At 68.8% G+C, this 14,771-nt stretch carries 15 protein-coding genes; 4 read left to right on the forward strand and 11 right to left on the reverse strand.

Going from position 1 to position 14,771, the window contains the following annotated elements; genetic code table 11:
* Positions 1-102: 102 nt before the first annotated feature.
* From OHO83_RS09700 to OHO83_RS09725, 6 genes are read right to left on the reverse strand one after another with little or no spacing between them, the layout of a single operon-like run.
* Positions 103-960, reverse strand: a complete 858-nt coding sequence (locus OHO83_RS09700; RefSeq protein ID WP_330279220.1) for a phosphogluconate dehydrogenase C-terminal domain-containing protein — start codon at positions 958-960, stop codon at positions 103-105.
* Between the two features lie 2 nt (positions 961-962).
* Complete coding sequence (locus tag OHO83_RS09705; RefSeq protein ID WP_330279221.1) at positions 963-1,793, reverse strand: sugar phosphate isomerase/epimerase family protein; 831 nt, start codon at positions 1,791-1,793, stop codon at positions 963-965.
* A complete protein-coding gene (locus OHO83_RS09710) occupies positions 1,793-2,563 on the reverse strand; it encodes a triose-phosphate isomerase family protein (RefSeq protein ID WP_330279222.1) in 771 nt (256 codons plus the stop codon). The genes OHO83_RS09705 and OHO83_RS09710 overlap by 1 nt, the downstream gene beginning before the upstream one ends.
* Positions 2,563-3,036, reverse strand: coding sequence for a ribose-5-phosphate isomerase (locus tag OHO83_RS09715; RefSeq protein WP_266676015.1), 474 nt, complete (start codon positions 3,034-3,036; stop codon positions 2,563-2,565). Before OHO83_RS09715 ends, OHO83_RS09710 begins: the two co-directional genes overlap by 1 nt.
* A gap of 21 nt (positions 3,037-3,057) precedes the next feature.
* Positions 3,058-4,788, reverse strand: a complete 1,731-nt coding sequence (locus OHO83_RS09720; RefSeq protein ID WP_330279223.1) for a dihydroxyacetone kinase family protein — start codon at positions 4,786-4,788, stop codon at positions 3,058-3,060.
* Entirely contained in the window at positions 4,785-6,161 is a 1,377-nt protein-coding gene (locus tag OHO83_RS09725) for an MFS transporter (RefSeq protein ID WP_266676011.1), read from the reverse strand. Before OHO83_RS09725 ends, OHO83_RS09720 begins: the two co-directional genes overlap by 4 nt.
* Positions 6,162-6,415: 254 nt before the next feature.
* Here OHO83_RS09725 and OHO83_RS09730 point away from each other — a divergent pair, with 254 nt between their 5' ends.
* Both OHO83_RS09730 and OHO83_RS09740 read left to right on the forward strand, forming a co-directional pair.
* On the forward strand, positions 6,416-7,192 hold the full coding sequence (locus OHO83_RS09730; RefSeq protein ID WP_266676009.1) for a FadR/GntR family transcriptional regulator: 777 nt from the start codon (positions 6,416-6,418) through the stop codon (positions 7,190-7,192).
* Positions 7,170-7,625, forward strand: coding sequence for a helix-turn-helix domain-containing protein (locus OHO83_RS09740; protein ID WP_443066038.1), 456 nt, complete (start codon positions 7,170-7,172; stop codon positions 7,623-7,625). The genes OHO83_RS09730 and OHO83_RS09740 overlap by 23 nt, the downstream gene beginning before the upstream one ends.
* 116 nt (positions 7,626-7,741) lie before the next feature.
* Here the strand turns inward: OHO83_RS09740 and OHO83_RS09745 are convergent, their stop codons facing one another.
* Positions 7,742-8,002, reverse strand: coding sequence for a hypothetical protein (locus tag OHO83_RS09745; protein ID WP_266676007.1), 261 nt, complete (start codon positions 8,000-8,002; stop codon positions 7,742-7,744).
* 590 nt (positions 8,003-8,592) lie between these two features.
* On the opposite strand from OHO83_RS09745, the gene OHO83_RS09750 reads away from it, so the two are divergent.
* On the forward strand, positions 8,593-9,867 hold the full coding sequence (locus OHO83_RS09750) for a glycoside hydrolase family 10 protein (RefSeq protein ID WP_330279224.1): 1,275 nt from the start codon (positions 8,593-8,595) through the stop codon (positions 9,865-9,867).
* A gap of 520 nt (positions 9,868-10,387) precedes the next feature.
* On the opposite strand, the gene OHO83_RS09755 is transcribed toward OHO83_RS09750, so the two are convergent.
* Together OHO83_RS09755 and OHO83_RS09760 are read right to left on the reverse strand one after the other, a co-directional pair.
* A complete protein-coding gene (locus tag OHO83_RS09755; protein ID WP_329432823.1) occupies positions 10,388-10,849 on the reverse strand; it encodes a Clp protease N-terminal domain-containing protein in 462 nt (153 codons plus the stop codon).
* Positions 10,850-10,856: 7 nt separating this feature from the next.
* Positions 10,857-10,997 (reverse strand): helix-turn-helix domain-containing protein, encoded by a 141-nt coding sequence (locus tag OHO83_RS09760; protein ID WP_389567120.1) that lies wholly within the window; start codon positions 10,995-10,997, stop codon positions 10,857-10,859.
* Positions 10,998-11,188: 191 nt separating this feature from the next.
* Here OHO83_RS09760 and OHO83_RS09765 point away from each other — a divergent pair, with 191 nt between their 5' ends.
* A complete protein-coding gene (locus tag OHO83_RS09765; protein ID WP_330279225.1) occupies positions 11,189-12,751 on the forward strand; it encodes an FAD-dependent monooxygenase in 1,563 nt (520 codons plus the stop codon).
* A gap of 136 nt (positions 12,752-12,887) precedes the next feature.
* Here the strand turns inward: OHO83_RS09765 and OHO83_RS09770 are convergent, their stop codons facing one another.
* Both OHO83_RS09770 and OHO83_RS46975 read right to left on the reverse strand, forming a co-directional pair.
* A complete protein-coding gene (locus OHO83_RS09770; RefSeq protein ID WP_330279226.1) occupies positions 12,888-13,772 on the reverse strand; it encodes a hypothetical protein in 885 nt (294 codons plus the stop codon).
* Positions 13,773-13,898: 126 nt separating this feature from the next.
* Positions 13,899-14,531 carry a hypothetical protein gene (locus tag OHO83_RS46975; RefSeq protein ID WP_443066097.1) on the reverse strand — a complete coding sequence of 211 codons (633 nt, stop codon included), beginning with the start codon at positions 14,529-14,531 and terminating at the stop codon, positions 13,899-13,901.
* Positions 14,532-14,771 lie beyond the last annotated feature (240 nt).

Raw genomic sequence — 14,771 nt, forward strand, 5'->3', positions numbered from 1 at the left:
GGCCCCGCTGCGCTCCCCAGTCGCGGCGGGGCCTTTCGCGATGCGCATGCCACACCCACGATCCCTGGAGCGGGAAGCAGCACCTTGATTGCCTGCAAGACGTTAGCGCTTGATCTCCTTGATCTTGAGCATCTGCGTGATGACCTTGTCGAGCTCCGCGTCGTCGAACACCTTCTTCCAGTCGTCGCGGACGATCGACTCGCGGCCGTAGTCCATCGCGATGAGGCAGGCGTCGGAGAAGGGGTTGGATCCCTTGAGTGTGTTCGCGAGGGCCACCTGCGTGTGGCCGAGGAGCATGGCGCGGGCGGCCTTCTCGGGGACGCCGACGGTGTGCACTGTCTCGTGGAGCGCTTCGGTGAGGAGTGCGCCGACCATGCAGGCGATGGTCTCGACGAGCGTCGGCTCCAGGACTGCGAGCTGCTTGACGGTCACCCAGTGGACGTCGACGACCGGGGCGTACATGACGCGGATGACGGCGTCGGCGAGGGCCTGCTTCTCGGCGTTGCCGCCCTCGTACGCGGCCACGACCTCCTGCGGTGCGGCGATGCCGCCGAAGGTGTCCTGCCATTCTTCCTTGGTGGTCCGCTCCAGGAAGACGGACGGGTGGCAGGGGTGTGCGCAGGCGTAGTGCACGTCGTCGCGGGCGAACAGCAGGCCCGCGTAGGCGGCGGCCGGGTCGAGGGTGAGGACGACGGCGCCCGGCTTCATCAGGGGCACCAGCTGCTCGGAGACGCTGCCGAGGACGATATCCGGCACCGCCAGGATGACGACGTCGGCCTCCTTGGCCGCGACGTCGGAGTCGGTGAGGTCGCGGCCGAGGGAGCGGATCAGCTCCTGCCCCTTCTCGGAGGCCTCGCTGAAGAGCACCCGGAAGCCGCTCTCGACCAGATTGTTGGAGACTCGCTGGCCCATCTTGCCGGCGGCCCCGATGACAGCGACGGTCTTGTTCTCGGTGGCCATGGTCATTCGCTCCTCAAGAGGGTTGTGCTCGAAACGGTGTTGCTCAGCAGGGTGCTGATGCTGTGCTGCGTCCACTGGTGTTCGAGCCGGGCGGTGGCGTCGAAGCCCTCGTCCTGCCACGGGAGCCAGTGCTCCACGATCTGGTTGATGCCGCGCTCAAGCGGCCGGACTGCGGCGATCATGGCGTCGTAGTCGAGGAGGCCGGTGCCCAGCGGGCAACCGGCGTAGGTGAAGCCGACCCAGCCGTCGCGGCGGGTGAAGGCGAAGTCCTTGACGTGGATGTTCACCACGTAGGGGGCGGTCGCATCGATGACGTCGACGGGGCGTTCCAGGCGGGCGACGCTGTTGCCGGGGTCGAGGACGATACCGAGGCGGTCGCTGTCGACGCCCTTGACCACAGCGAGGAGGTCGTCGGTGGAGACCTGTTCATAGGTCTCCAGGCCGAGGGTCACCCCCGACTCCTCGTAACCGGGCAGCGCCTGTCGCATCAGGGCAACGGCCTCGTCGACGCCCGGCCGGTGGTCGATGGTGTTCATCATCGATCGGACGAGCGTGACGTCCAACTGCGCCGCGATGTCGAGGTACTTGGCCAGGCACTCGGGGCGCACGCCGCGTGTGCCGAGTTCCAGGCACAGGCCCAGGTCCCGTGCGGCGTCCCGGATGTCGGCCAGGTGCGCGTGGTCGTACGACTCGATGGCCGGGTAGTCGCAGATCTGGAAGAGCTCGCCGCCCTGCTCCTTGGTGTCGACGAGCATGTCGAGCAGGGACAGCGGTTTGGGCGCGCGCTGCGAGATCCGCCAGAAGTAGGCGTAGGTGCTGATGCCGTACGCCATCACGCCACCGCCGTCCGGGAGGCCGGGGCCTCGATCTCGTCGAGGATCCGCCCTACGGCCGCCGGGTCGTGGGCGAAGCGGCCCAGGAAGAGGCCACCGACCGAGCCGCCGAGGCGGCTGAGCAGTCCGGGGCCTGCACTCCCGCCGTAGATGACGGTCGAACCGGCGTGCTGAGGACGGGTGTTGAGCCACTCCCCCAGCGCCGCGCACACCGTCGTGATGTGTTCGGCCGATGCGGGCTCGGGCGCCCCGATGGCCCACTGGGGTTCGTACGCGAGGACGACCTTGCCGTGCACGCCGTACAGCAGGCGCGCGGCCTCCGCGAGAGTGCGGCGGGCTGCCTCCTCCGGCTCGACCGGGTCGAGTTCGCCGACGCACAGGACCGGGGTGAGTCCGTTGCGCAGGGCGGCCCCGGTCTTCGCGGCGACGACGGTGTCTCCCTCGCCGTAGAGGCGGCGGCGCTCGGCGTGGCCGACCTCGGCATAGCGGCAGCCGATCTCCTTCAGGTACGGCCCGGAGACCTCGCCGGTGTAGGCGCCGACGTCCTCCGTGGCGATGTCCTGCGCACCGATGTCGACGCCGCTGCGCGCGAGGATCCCGGCCACGGGCACGATCGCCGGGAAGGCGGGGAGCACGAACAGGCGGGCCGCGCCACTGGCGACAGCGGGGTGACGGTCGGCCAACTGGACTATTTTGCGGGCCCAGTTGAGGGTTTCGTGGTGGCCGAAGTACATTTTCAGGCTCACCCCGAGCAGGACGGGGGCAGTCATCACGCGGCCTCGGGCTCGTTCTCGTAGTCGCTCATCAGCCGGACCTTCGCCGCGGAGGGCGAGGAGTCGTCGAAGCGGTAGGTGAGCCACTCGGCGGCGAGGCGGCGGGCCAGTTCCAGGCCGATGACACGCTGCCCGAAGGTGAGCACCTGGGCGTTGTTGGAGAGGATCGCGCGTTCCACGGAGAAGGAGTCGTGGGCGGTGACGGCTCGGATCCCCTTGACCTTGTTCGCGGCGATCGCCACACCGAGGCCGGTGCCGCAGACGAGTAGCGCCCGGTCGGCGTCGCCACGCGCCACCGTCTCGGCGGCGGCGATGGCGATCGCCGGGTAGGCGGTGTGCCCGTCGGCGTCCACGCCCATGTCGGTGACGGAGGCGACCAGGCCGCTCGCCTGGAGGTCAGCCTTGAGGGCCTCCTTGTACTGGTATCCGGCGTCGTCGCAGCCGACGACGATCCGCAGTTTCTCGCTCATGTTGCTTGTCCTTAAAGGGAGTTACTGACAGGTGGTCAGCGCGCCGTGGACGGCGCGGACGATCAGGGCGAGGGAGTGGGCACCCGCGTCAGGGGTGCCGAGGGACTTCTCGGCGTGTGGCCGAGCGCGGCCCATGCGCGGGACGAGCCGGGCGGTGTCGCGGGCTGCCTGCTCGGCGACGTCCGCAGCGCGAGCCCAGGCTGCGATCAACTCGGCAGCTTCTTCAACCTGTTGACTGAGTGTGTCGGCGAACGGGACGAGGACGTCGACCATGGTCTTGTCGCCGACCTCGGCGCCGCCGGTCCTGCGGACGGCGTCGGATGCCTGCCGGACTCCATGGGCGACGGTCGCCGGGGTCGGCCGTTCGGTGTCGCCGAGCGCGTCGGCGACCGCGCTCAGGATGATGCCCCACAGGGCTCCGGACGTGCCGCCGGCACGGTCGGCCCACGCGTCACCGGCAGCCATCAGCAGCGACTGGGCGCCCGCACCCAACTCCTGGGCGCGCAAGGCGGCTTCGTAGGCCGCGGCGGATCCTCGCTGCATGCCGATTCCGTGGTCTCCGTCACCCGCGACGGCGTCGATGCGGCCCAGTTCGTCGGCGTGCGTGTCGATGGTCTTCTTGATGCGGCCGAGCGCGTCGAGCGCGGTGGCGGCGGCTTTGCGCGACTCGTCGTTCGCGACGTACGGCTCCGGCTCGCTCCCGGTCTCGTACGCGGCCTCCTCCTCGGCGGCGGCCGCCTGGGGCACGTTGCCCTTGCGGTAGGCGGGGGCGTCGGCGGGCGCGGTCCACAGTGCTTCGAGGGTGTCGTCGAGCCAGGTCAGGGTGAGGGAGATGCCCGCCATGTCGAAGCTGGTGACGAGTTCGCCGACCTCGGGGTCGACGGTGTGCACGCCGGCGTCCGCGAGGAGCTGGGCCACGCGCCGGTAGACGACGAAGAGTTCCTCGTACTTGACCGAGCCGAGCCCGTTGAGGATCACGGCGGCGCGCTGCCCGTGCGGCCCGGCGACACCTTCCGGGAGTTCCTTCAGGAGGGTGGAGACGAGGAGTTCGGCGGCCTCGTCGGCTGTGGGCACGGCCGCTTCGCCGATGCCGGGTTCGCCGTGGATGCCGAGGCCGACGGCCATCCGGTCCTTGGGGACTGTGAACAGCGGGTGGTCAGCGCCGGGCAGCGTGCAGCCGGAGAAGGCGATGCCGAAGGAGCGGGTGCGGGCGTTGGCGTGCGCGGCGACGCGGGCCACCTCGTCGAGCGGCAGGCCCTGTTCCGCGGCGGCCGCCACGGCCTTGAAGACGGGGAGGTCGCCCGCGATGCCGCGGCGCTTGTGGGCCTCGTCGGGCGTGGCGCTGGACAGGTCGTCAGTGACGGCGAAGGTGCGGGTGGCTATGCCCTCGGCGTTCAGTCGCTCGGCGGCCTGCCCGAAGTGCAGGACGTCGCCCGCGTAGTTGCCGTACAGGAGGAGGACTCCGCCGCCGGCGTGCGCGGCGCGTGCGACGGTGCGTATCTGCTGGGCGGACGGCGAGGCGAAGACGTTACCGACGGCGGCGCCGTGCGCGAGGCCCTGGCCGACCAGGCCGGAGAAGGCCGGGTAGTGGCCCGAGCCGCCGCCTATGACGACGGCCACCTGGCCCTCAGTCTTGGCGGTGGCTCGCACCACGCCTCCGGGGACCGGCCGCACCCAGCGGTGGTGGGCGGCTGCGAACCCTTCGAGCGCTTCGTCGGCGAAGGCGGCGGGGTCGTTGTACAGGCGGGTCATCGCTGGCTCTCCGCGGGTGCTGACGGGGCGGACGGGGACGAGGAGGTGCGGGAGGCGAGCCAGATCATCAGGGCGGCGGACAGCAGCATGAAGATGCCTACGAGGTAGAGCGGCAGGTAGTAGCTGCCGGTCCAGTCCTTGAGCCAGCCGGTGATGTAGCTGGACGCGAACCCGGCGACGTTGCCCGCCGTGTTGATCAGGGCGATTCCCGCCGCGGCGGCCGCGCCGGTCAAAAAGCGCGAGGGCACCGCCCAGAACACCGGAAGTGCGGCGAAGATGGCGCAGGCGGTGACCGTGATGACGGCCACGGTGGCCGCGGGTGAGCCCATGTAGAGGGCCAGCGGGATCGAGAGGCCGCCGATGACCGCGGGCCCCGCGACATGCCAGGTGCGGGTGCCGTGCCGGGTGGCGTGGCGGGTCCAGAAGAAGAGGACGATGGTGGCCGGCAGGTACGGGATCGCGGTGATCCAGGCCTTGTCCATCACGCTGAACGTGGTGTCGTACTGATCCTGGAAGCCGTTGATGATCGTCGGCAGGAAGAACGCAAGCGCGTACAGGCCGTAGACAAAACCGAAGTAGACGACGGCGAGGATCCAGACGCGGCCGTTGGTGAAGGCGGTCTTCAGGTCGCCCTTGGCGTGCCGGCCCTCGTGGCCGGACTTCTCGGCGTTCTCGGCGGCCAGTTCCTTGGTCAGCCAGTCCCGCTCGTCGCTCGTCAGCCACTTCGCGTCGGCAGGGCGGTCGATCAGGTAGAACCAGGCGATGACGCCCAGCAGGATCGCCGGGATCGACACGAACAGGAACATCACGCGCCAGCCCTCGAGGCCGAAGAGGCCGTGGTGGCCGACCAGCCAGCCCGCGAGCGGGGCGCCGAACACCGTGGTCAGCGGCTGGGCGAGATAGAAGAGACCCAGGATCTTGGTGCGGTGGCGGCTGGGCACCCACTGGCTCAGGAAGAGGATCGCGCCGGGGAAGAACCCGGCCTCCGCGACACCCAGCAGGAAGCGCAGCGTATAGAGCTGGCCGCTGCTGTCCACCCAGGTGAAGAGCAGCGAGACGATGCCCCAGCTCACCATGATCCGGGCCAGCCAGCGGCGGGCACCGAAGCGGTGCAGGGCCATGTTGCTGGGGACCTCGAGCACGATGTAGCCGAGGAAGAAGATCCCGGAGGCGAAGCCGAACTGGGCGGCGGTCAGCGTCAGGTCCTGGCCCATGCCGTTGGGTTCGGCGAACGACACCGCCGTCCGGTCCAGATAGTTCACGAAGAACATCAGGGCCACGAATGGCACGAGGCGGATCGAGATCTTCTTGATCGCCGACGCTTCGACGGCTGGTTTTGTCTCCGTCACGGGCGGCGCGGTGCTGGCAGGCATGGCGACTCCTCGGCTCGCCGGACAGCCCTGTCCGGACTTGGGTCACTCTCGGCGCGAGGGGTGCAACAGCTCACTGAGCACGCCGCACGGGCCGATCTGCGTGTCACGCTATGCCCGATTCCCAAATTGGTCACCAATTTACCAATGTGGTGAGCGTCGCACTTCCTCGTCATGCTTGAACCCTTGACAAAGCGGGTGACCAGGGATGTCATGCGCGACCGACGGACACCGGCGACGACCCATCTGGTCTACTGGTGACCGTGACCAGTCAGCCCTCCCACGCCGCCGACTCCCAGCCCGACCTCGCCCAACTCCTGCGCCCCGTGGTGCGGGAGTCCTCGGTCAGCGAGGTCGCCAAGCGTCTTCTCGATCACCTCTCGGCGGGCAATATCAAGCCCGGTACGCGCCTGCCCGCAGAGCGCCAGCTCGCCGAGGCCCTCGGCGTGGCACGCTCCAGCGTCCGTGGCGCACTGTCCGCGCTCGACGTACTCGGCATCATCGAGATCCGGCCGGGTTCGGGCTCGTACGTCCGCGAGGGCACCTCGGAGTTCCTGCCGCGAGCCATCAACTGGGGCCTGATGCTCGGCCAACGCCGCACCCAGGACCTGGTCGAGGTGCGCACCTACATGGAGGGCGTATCGGCACGGCTCGCCGCGGAGCGGTCGACCGACGAGGACGTGGCCCGCCTGGAGGACCACCTGCGCCACATGCGAGAAGCGGGCAGCGACGTCAAGGCGTTCATCGACGCCGACATCGCCTTCCACCTGGAGTGCGCGACAATCGCCCGCAACACGGTCCTCAGCGACATCCTGCACAGCATCCGCGCACTGCTACAGGTGTGGATGGAGCGCGTGAGCGACATCGAGGGCACGGTCAGCGGCACACTGTGCGAGCACGACGCCGTCCTCCAGGCCATCCGCGACCGGGACCCGGAAGCCGCTGACCGAGCGATGGCCGAACACATGCGGATGGCGAGCGCGCGCCTGCGCGAGTCGATGAACCCGGCGGATGGGGACGGTCAACAGCCCTGAATGGGCGAGTGGCAGTCGGGCCTGTGCAGACGGGGAGTCAAATACCGCTGTGGCGGCGGGTTTCGGGGTGTCTGCGCAGACGGTGCGCAAGTGGCGCTCGCGGTTCGTGGCCCGGCGGATGGCAGAGCTGACGGATGAGCCACGGCCGGGCCGGCGCAAGCCGGAGCTGGTGCTGTCCGATGCCGAGCGGGCTGAACTGACGCGATGGACACGGCGGGCGAAGACGGCACAGTTCCTAGCGTTGCGGGCAAGGATCGTGCTGCGGTGCGCGGAAGGCAGGACGAACAAGGAGATCGCTGCCGAACTCGGCATCGCGCACAACACGGTGAACCGCTGGCGGTCGCGGTTCGTCCAGCTGCGGCCGGAGGGGCTGACCGACGAGCCGCGTCCGGGCCGGCCGCCCTCGATCCTGCCTGTGGGCCTTGATCCGTGACCAGCGCTCTACGAAATGGCACCGATGCACATCACCGGCTAGCGGCCCTTTCTGGGCGCTGTAGCTGGCAACTGCCGAACAGCGCCGGTGCAGGGCTCTCCGCTGCACTCCCACCGTCAGCCCGGGTAGTCGTCCCCAAGGGCCTCCCGCCGCGCTTCCTTAGCCCGCCGTTTTAGGGCGCTCACCATCCGCACCGCCGCCATCGCGAGCGGCCCCCAGGCCACCGCAAGCGCAACCTGAACGACCGCGCCCACAACGCCGAGGCCATCCACCGCGCGACCCACGATCAGAAACATCACCATGCCGCAGATCCACACGAGCCAGATCCGGAACTTCTCGACCCTCACAGCCTTCTGGAGGTCGCTGTAGCTGACCATCGCGTCCCCCGGGGGCTCGGATTGCTGGTGGCCATGATGAGTGGACATGCAGTTGCAGTGAAGGCAGAGAGTCCGCGTTGTGACACGGGATCCTGCCGCGCGCCCGCGAGCCAAGCCACTTCTGGCTCCGGGTGCCGCACAGCCCCCTTCAGCTGGATCTCGATGTCGAGCCGCGACCCCCCGGACTGCGCGGCGAAAGCGCACAGGCAGGGCAACTGGCTGCTGGCCCGAGGCGCTGCTGGCCCACCTGCTCCGCAGCCAAAGAAAAGACCTGTTGGGCCACACTCTGAGCCATCCGTTGCGCAACCCATCATCCAGGCACCAGAGGAGAGCCTGCAGCCGGTACTGCCTGGCCACGAGCGATACCTTCTGCCCGCCACGACGGGCCCGACGGGCCGGTGGCACCCAGCCCCTGCAGGCGGGTCAGCCTCGGGATCCCTATCTTGCGCGTCCCGGTTGACGGCGGTGTGTAAGCCCTCACAGGCAGAGAACCGGAGGTCTCCGACAGTGGTCTAAACCATTTTATGGTTGCCGCCAAAGCAGAACGGGCCCATTATCGGCGGACCTTGACGGAAGATCAGGAGGCGCAGATGCACAGACTCTCGCGAAGAGGCTTCACCGCCGCGGCTGCGGGCACGCTCGCTGCCGTGACTCTGCCGGCCAGCGCCAATGCGGCGGACAGGCCCGCTGAGGGTGCCCGGCCGGAGCACGCGTCGGCAGCCGGCGGCCACGGCGCCGGACACAGGCAGATGCGCGGCATGTGGATTGCCACCGTGGCCAACACCGACTGGCCTTCGGCGCCGGGACTTTCGCCCGATGAGCAGCGGAAGGAGCTGTGCGACCTGCTGGACGTGGCGGTCGAACGGCGCCTGAACGCCGTGATGCTCCAGGTGCGGCCGACCGCCGATGCCCTGTGGCCCTCGCCCTACGAGCCGTGGTCGCAGTACCTCACCGGCGTCCAGGGGCGCGACCCGGGCTGGGACCCGCTGGGGACGGCCGTTCACGAGGCGCACCGCCGCGGCCTGGAACTGCACGCCTGGTTCAACCCCTACCGCGTCTCACTCACGACCGACGTCACCGCGCTGACGCCCACACACCCGGCTCGCCTCCACCCTGAGTGGATCGTGCCGTTCGGCGGCAAGCTCTACTACAACCCGGGCCTGCCCGAAGTGCGCCGCTTCGTCGAGGACGCCATGCTCGATGCGGTCCGCCGCTACCCGATCGACGCGGTCCACTGGGACGACTACTTCTACCCGTATCCCGTCGCCGGGCAGACGTTCCAGGACGACGACGCATACGCCCGCTACGGCACAGGCTTTCCCGACCGTGACGCCTGGCGCCGCAACAACACCGACCTGCTGGTACAGGAGATGGCCGAGCGCATCAAGCGGATCCGGCCGCGGACGCGGTTCGGCATCAGCCCGTTCGGCGTGTGGCGCAACGCGGCTACCGACCCACTGGGTTCGGCAACCACTGCCGGCGTGCAGACCTACGACGATCTGCACGCCGACACCCGCAAGTGGGTGCAGGAGGAGTGGATCGACTACATCGTTCCGCAGGTGTACTGGAACATAGGATTCGCCGCTGCCGACTACGGCGTGCTGGTGCCCTGGTGGTCCAGCCTCGTCTCCGGCACCCGCGTCCAACTCTATGTAGGCGAGGCGTTGTACAAGGTCGGTGTCGCCGGACAGCCCGCCGCATGGCAGGACCAGGCCGAGCTCTCCCGCCACCTCGACTTCGACACCGACTACCCGCAGGTGCGCGGCAACGTCTACTTCTCGGCCACGCAGGTCGCCGCCGATCCACTCGGCGCGATGAGCCGGGTGGTGGCCGACCACTACCCGACTCGGGCGCGCACACCATGAGTTGAGCCTATAGCCGACTGCACGATGTCGCGGCGGGCAGCGCTCGCGTCGGTTGCCGAGGCGACCTGCCGTGGGCCGCGACGTCGGGCAGCGATTCGAACCCGGTCCGCCGGTCTCCTCGCCGCAGTGGCCGGACACGCCTCCGGGCACCGCGGCGTCCGGTGTCGCGGACCGCTTGCGACAGTCGCGTGAGCACCGTGGCGGCTACGACCTCTCGCCCATCTGCGTAGGCGTGCGCTGCCCCAGCTCGCGGACCGGCCCCGCCCGTGCCTCCCATTCCCTTCAGCACCGGGCGCTTGGACTCCGCCGTGACCCAACTGCGCACGGACGGCCGCGACTTCCGCGACGAGGACGTCGCCCGCCTCTTCCTGTTCGAGCGGCACCCATCAACACGCTCAGCCGCTAGTCCTTTCAGCTTCTCCACCTGCGCGGCGGGCTGAGGCCCCTGCACGACCCGGGCCCGCGAAGACGAGTGAGACCAGGGGCCGAGTGGCTCGCCCCGCTGGGGGCGCCCCGCGTCTCAGGCGCCCGCCCGAATGCGTTCCCGGACAGCGGCGCGGTCGATGCCGAGCTGTGCCATGAGTTCTGCAGCAGGATCCGGCTGCTCGCAGTCGAGCAGGGCCAGCAGGAGGTGCTCTGGTGTGATGCGCCGGCGCCTGGTCTTCCTCGTCTCGGCCAGGGCGCGTGGGAGGACGGCGCGGGCACCGGAGGTGAAGGGGGTGCGCTTGCGCGAGGCGGGGATCGGCGGCCGCTCGATCCCTTGGATGTCGACGCCGACCGCGGCCAGCGCCGACCGGTCGAGAGCATCGAGAGCGGCACGCGCGGTTTCCAGGTCGGTTCCGAGGGCTTGGACCGAGCTGGGCTCGTGGAGCACTCCTAGGAGGAGGTGCTCGGTGCCGATGCGGCGATCGCCGCGCAGTGCGGCTTCGCTCAGTGCCGAGGTGACGGCCTCGCGGGCATCTGCTGCGAACTGTTCGAACATGGTCGTCTCACTTCCCGTACTTGGCGTGCACGGACTGTCGGGAGACGCCGAGGGCGTCGCCGATCTGTTCCCAGGACCATCCCTGTTCCCTGGCCCGTATGACTGCTGCCGCTTCGACTTGCTCGGCCAGTCGGTGCAAGGCACCCACGGCCCGCAGCCCCACTGCAGGGTCGTGCGATCTGAGGCGCTCTGAGAGATCTCCCGCTTCCATGACCGTCAGTCTGGATTGACATCCCTGCGCTTGTCAATCCAGACTGACGCCAGGTCGCACTGTCAGTCCAGGCTGACATTCGGTCGCGGCTGGACGCCTCCTGCCCGGCGAAGTGAAGGAGACCTTCGATGACTACTGACGTCACCATCGTCGGCGGTGGCCCGAACGGGCTGCTGCTGGCCTGCGAACTACGACACGCAGGCGTGCGGCCGCTGCTCCTGGAGCGACTGCACACCCGCAGCGCGACCCCTCGGGCCAACGGGCTCGTCGGCCGCGTCGTCCAGGCCCTCGAATTGCGCGGCCTCTACGAGCCCCTCACCGGTCGCTCCGGGCCCGCCGAGCCGTTGCCCTTCTACCAGTTCAGCGGCCTGCCACTGGACTTGCGCGACCTGCGCGACAACCCGCTGCACGCCCTCCAGGTGCCGCAAGCACGCATCGAGCAGGTACTCGAAGAGCGCGCTCGACAACTCGGCGTCGAGATCCGCCGCGGGCACGAACTGACCGCCCTGCACCAAGACGACGACGCCGTCACCCTCGACATCCGAGCTCCGCAGGGCGCCTACCGGATCCGCACCCGGTACCTGGTCGGAGCGGACGGCGGCCACAGCACGGTCCGCAAACAGGCCGGAATCGCCTTCCCTGGCATCACTGACGACAGCTTCGTCTCTCGCGCGGGACAAGCCATCATCCCCGACGCGCTGCTGGATCCAGCCACCGGGGAACTCGACCTGCCCGAGCCGGGCATGCGCCTTCGGCCGTACACCCACAACCGCCTACCGGGCGGCGTGCTCACCTTCGCGATGATGCAACCCGGATCGGGCATCCACCTCGTAGCCACCTTCGAGTGGGACCAGCCGCCGGCCGATGACAGCACACCGATGACCTTCGACGAACTCCGGGCCAGCGCCCGCCGCGTCCTTGGCACAGACCTGCCGATGAGTCCACCCAGCACCCCCGGACCGCACCTGCTGCGCCGCCTCACCGGCACCAACTCGCGCCAGGCCGACACCTACCGCGCCGGCCGCGTCCTGCTCCTCGGAGACGCCGCACACGTACACTCCGCCGTCGGCGGGCCAGGGCTCAACCTGGGCATGCAGGACGCCATCAACCTCGGCTGGAAACTCGCCGCCCAGATCCACGGCTGGGCGCCCCCCGAACTGCTGGACACCTACCACAGCGAGCGAGCTCCGGTCAGCCGGCGAGTCCTCATGCAGACCCGCGCCCAGATGGCCCTGATGCGCCCGGCAGCCGACATCACTGCGGCACGCGACCTGCTGGTGGAACTGCTCGACGACCCACGCAACCGCGCACGCATCGCCGCCCTCCTGTCCGGAACCGACATCCGCTACGACATGGGCCACGACACCACGCATCCACTGACCGGACGGTGGCTTCCCGACCTCCGGACGCACATCACCGACGGCTGGACCCAGATCGCCGAAAGGCTGCGCGCAGCCCGCCCCGTGCTCGTGGACCTCACCGGAAACGCAGCGACGGCCCAGGCCGCCCGCGCCTGGACGGACCGGGTGGACGTCATCACTGCCCGGTCCGCAAACCGGTCCCTGCCGGCCTCCGCCATCCTCGTCCGTCCCGACGGATACCTGGCGTGGGCCACAGATGACACAGCGGGCCAGTCCATGCGCCACCACCTGCACGCGGCACTGACCACGTGGTTCGGCGCAGCAACCTGAATCGCGCCGACAAATCGACAGCGACCGATCCGTGCGGTCGTAGCAATCACTTCGTCAACGGAACGCTGTGCAGCATTGCTTGAGACTCGGCGAGGCAGGAAGTTTCCCCGCCCTCAGTGCTTTGGTGGTTGCCGGATCACGTCCCGAGTGGCCCTTTGTAAGGAACCGGTTGACCTGTGCGCGCGTCCAGCAGGACGCGGTCGCCCAAGGGGCGCTCCAGTTCCACCGTCATCTGCTGCATCTTGGCCTGCTTGGTGCACTTGCTTCTGTCTTTATGGTCCTTGACGGAAGCCGACAGCACGACACTGCCGCTCGTTTCCAGCACGTCCACTGCGGCGCCGTCGTCGCAGACTCCATGGAGGGCGACCACGGTCACCGAGTGCCCGTCTGTGGCAATCTGGACAAGCCTGTTGAGGGGATGGCCGGGGATGTCGTGGGCTGCCCCAATCGGCGGTCTAGGTAGTTTCGACGGTACGGCGGCGGCCTGCTTGAGGGGAGAGTCGTATCCGTCCAAGTTGAAGATCCAGGCTGGGACCGTTGCCGGTCCGCGGCTGGTTGCCAGTTTCATTTCCCCCAACTGCGTTCCGGTCACGGTGAGGTGGGGCTCTCCGCTGATGCCGTCGCCAGTCAATATCTTGTACGCATCCTTGACCCTCATCAATGGCCTTGTGAGCGATACACCCCCAGACCACGTCACTTGGCCATCCTCTTGTTCGAAGTCGGGCAACTTACCCCGCAGGAAGAAATGTTGATCCTCGTATGCCTGTTTGTCAGCCTGACTGCGCAGGCCGCCCCGCGGCAGCTGAACTGCCGCCCCCAAGGGGTAATAGCCGGCACGCCACTCGGCAGCTGCCGTTGAACCATCCCAAGCTTCGGCGACCTGCCGAGCACGGTCCGAGACCACATCCGTGCCCTCCCTGGCCACCTTCTGGCTGCCACAACCGGAGTTGACCGTCAGGGCAACGGCGGACAAGGCAAGCCCAGCACGCAGACTGACGGAGCGTGGTGCCCTGATGCGCATGAGACCTCCCGGTCGAATGGAGCGGCAGCTAGCAGTTCTGCCCCTGTGACATGGCTGAGTCAGAGCAGGTTCACGGGTTGCGGCTGGACAGGGCGTGCCGTCAGTAGACGTGAAGACCGCATTCATTCAGCACTGTTCGCACCTTAGTGAAATAGTTCCGGTAGGTGCCGCTGGAAGAGGAAGTGCAGACGGCCTCTCCCGCCGGAGACGAGACCCAGTGCCCTTGCTCCGTTGCATGCTGGCCCTGCGCCGTCGCCACCCAGAACGCAGTCGTTCGTTTCGAACATGCTGTACAGCGTTCTTCCTTCGATGCTGACGGTCACACTCGACTTGGTCACGTTGCCCGTCGTGTCCTGGCTGCGCTGACTCCGATCCGGTCGGAGTCAAAGGCTGCGCCTCCGCGGCGAGCCCGTCCCAGGCAGCCGGGGGCGGGGGTAGAAAGCGGTGGCCTCCATGCCGCCGTCCACCGGGCGTCAGACACAGGCGACGTAGCCGTCCACCAGCAGGATGGGCAGGACGTCGCCGCTCCTGCGGATCGCCAAGGGCGAGGTAGGCCCGGGGCATCACCCGACTACCTTCGGCACAGGCCAGCAGAGCGCTGCCCCACATCGCCATCAGCCAGGGCGGAGCGGGGGTCTCCGCGGGCAGCCCGGTCGCGTCCGGAAGGTCGAACAGCGTGCCGCCGTCCGGCCCTTGGAGCTGCTCGATGGCTCCGTCGAGGGCGCGGAGCACCTCGCGGATGGGCGCCCGCTGCACCATGGCGAACCGCGCCACGTCTGCCACCGCGGCCGGCCCGAACTCCGCCAGGTGGCGCAGCCTGTGGCTCCACCGCCCGTGGCGTGGGGCCCCGTCCCTGCAGCGACGGAGGTCGCCGCCTCAGGGAGACCGGCCACGGGGCGCCCGTCGGGGCAGTTGCTCAAGTGCGGGGTTTTCTGGGGCAACAGCGGGGACATGATTTCCGAGCGACGGGCGAGGCACGCCGCCTGGACTGCGGGAACC

The sequence above is a fragment of the Streptomyces sp. NBC_00569 genome, from assembly GCF_036345255.1.
Lineage (GTDB): Bacteria > Actinomycetota > Actinomycetes > Streptomycetales > Streptomycetaceae > Streptomyces.

What these genes read in the sequence shown, in the direction of transcription:
- OHO83_RS46975 (WP_443066097.1), bottom strand. Translation starts at nt 14,531, where the DNA reads ATGGTGCAGCGGGCGCCCATCCGCGAGGTGCTCCGCGCCCTCGACGGA.
- OHO83_RS09705 (WP_330279221.1), bottom strand. Translation starts at nt 1,793, where the DNA reads ATGGCGTACGGCATCAGCACCTACGCCTACTTCTGGCGGATCTCGCAG.
- OHO83_RS09755 (WP_329432823.1), bottom strand. Translation starts at nt 10,849, where the DNA reads ATGTTCGAACAGTTCGCAGCAGATGCCCGCGAGGCCGTCACCTCGGCA.
- OHO83_RS09720 (WP_330279223.1), bottom strand. Translation starts at nt 4,788, where the DNA reads ATGACCCGCCTGTACAACGACCCCGCCGCCTTCGCCGACGAAGCGCTC.
- OHO83_RS09770 (WP_330279226.1), bottom strand. Translation starts at nt 13,772, where the DNA reads ATGCGCATCAGGGCACCACGCTCCGTCAGTCTGCGTGCTGGGCTTGCC.
- OHO83_RS09710 (WP_330279222.1), bottom strand. Translation starts at nt 2,563, where the DNA reads ATGACTGCCCCCGTCCTGCTCGGGGTGAGCCTGAAAATGTACTTCGGC.
- OHO83_RS09750 (WP_330279224.1), top strand. Translation starts at nt 8,593, where the DNA reads ATGCACAGACTCTCGCGAAGAGGCTTCACCGCCGCGGCTGCGGGCACG.
- OHO83_RS09700 (WP_330279220.1), bottom strand. Translation starts at nt 960, where the DNA reads ATGGCCACCGAGAACAAGACCGTCGCTGTCATCGGGGCCGCCGGCAAG.
- OHO83_RS09765 (WP_330279225.1), top strand. Translation starts at nt 11,189, where the DNA reads ATGACTACTGACGTCACCATCGTCGGCGGTGGCCCGAACGGGCTGCTG.
- OHO83_RS09715 (WP_266676015.1), bottom strand. Translation starts at nt 3,036, where the DNA reads ATGAGCGAGAAACTGCGGATCGTCGTCGGCTGCGACGACGCCGGATAC.
- OHO83_RS09745 (WP_266676007.1), bottom strand. Translation starts at nt 8,002, where the DNA reads ATGGTCAGCTACAGCGACCTCCAGAAGGCTGTGAGGGTCGAGAAGTTC.
- OHO83_RS09725 (WP_266676011.1), bottom strand. Translation starts at nt 6,161, where the DNA reads ATGCCTGCCAGCACCGCGCCGCCCGTGACGGAGACAAAACCAGCCGTC.
- OHO83_RS09740 (WP_443066038.1), top strand. Translation starts at nt 7,170, where the DNA reads ATGGGGACGGTCAACAGCCCTGAATGGGCGAGTGGCAGTCGGGCCTGT.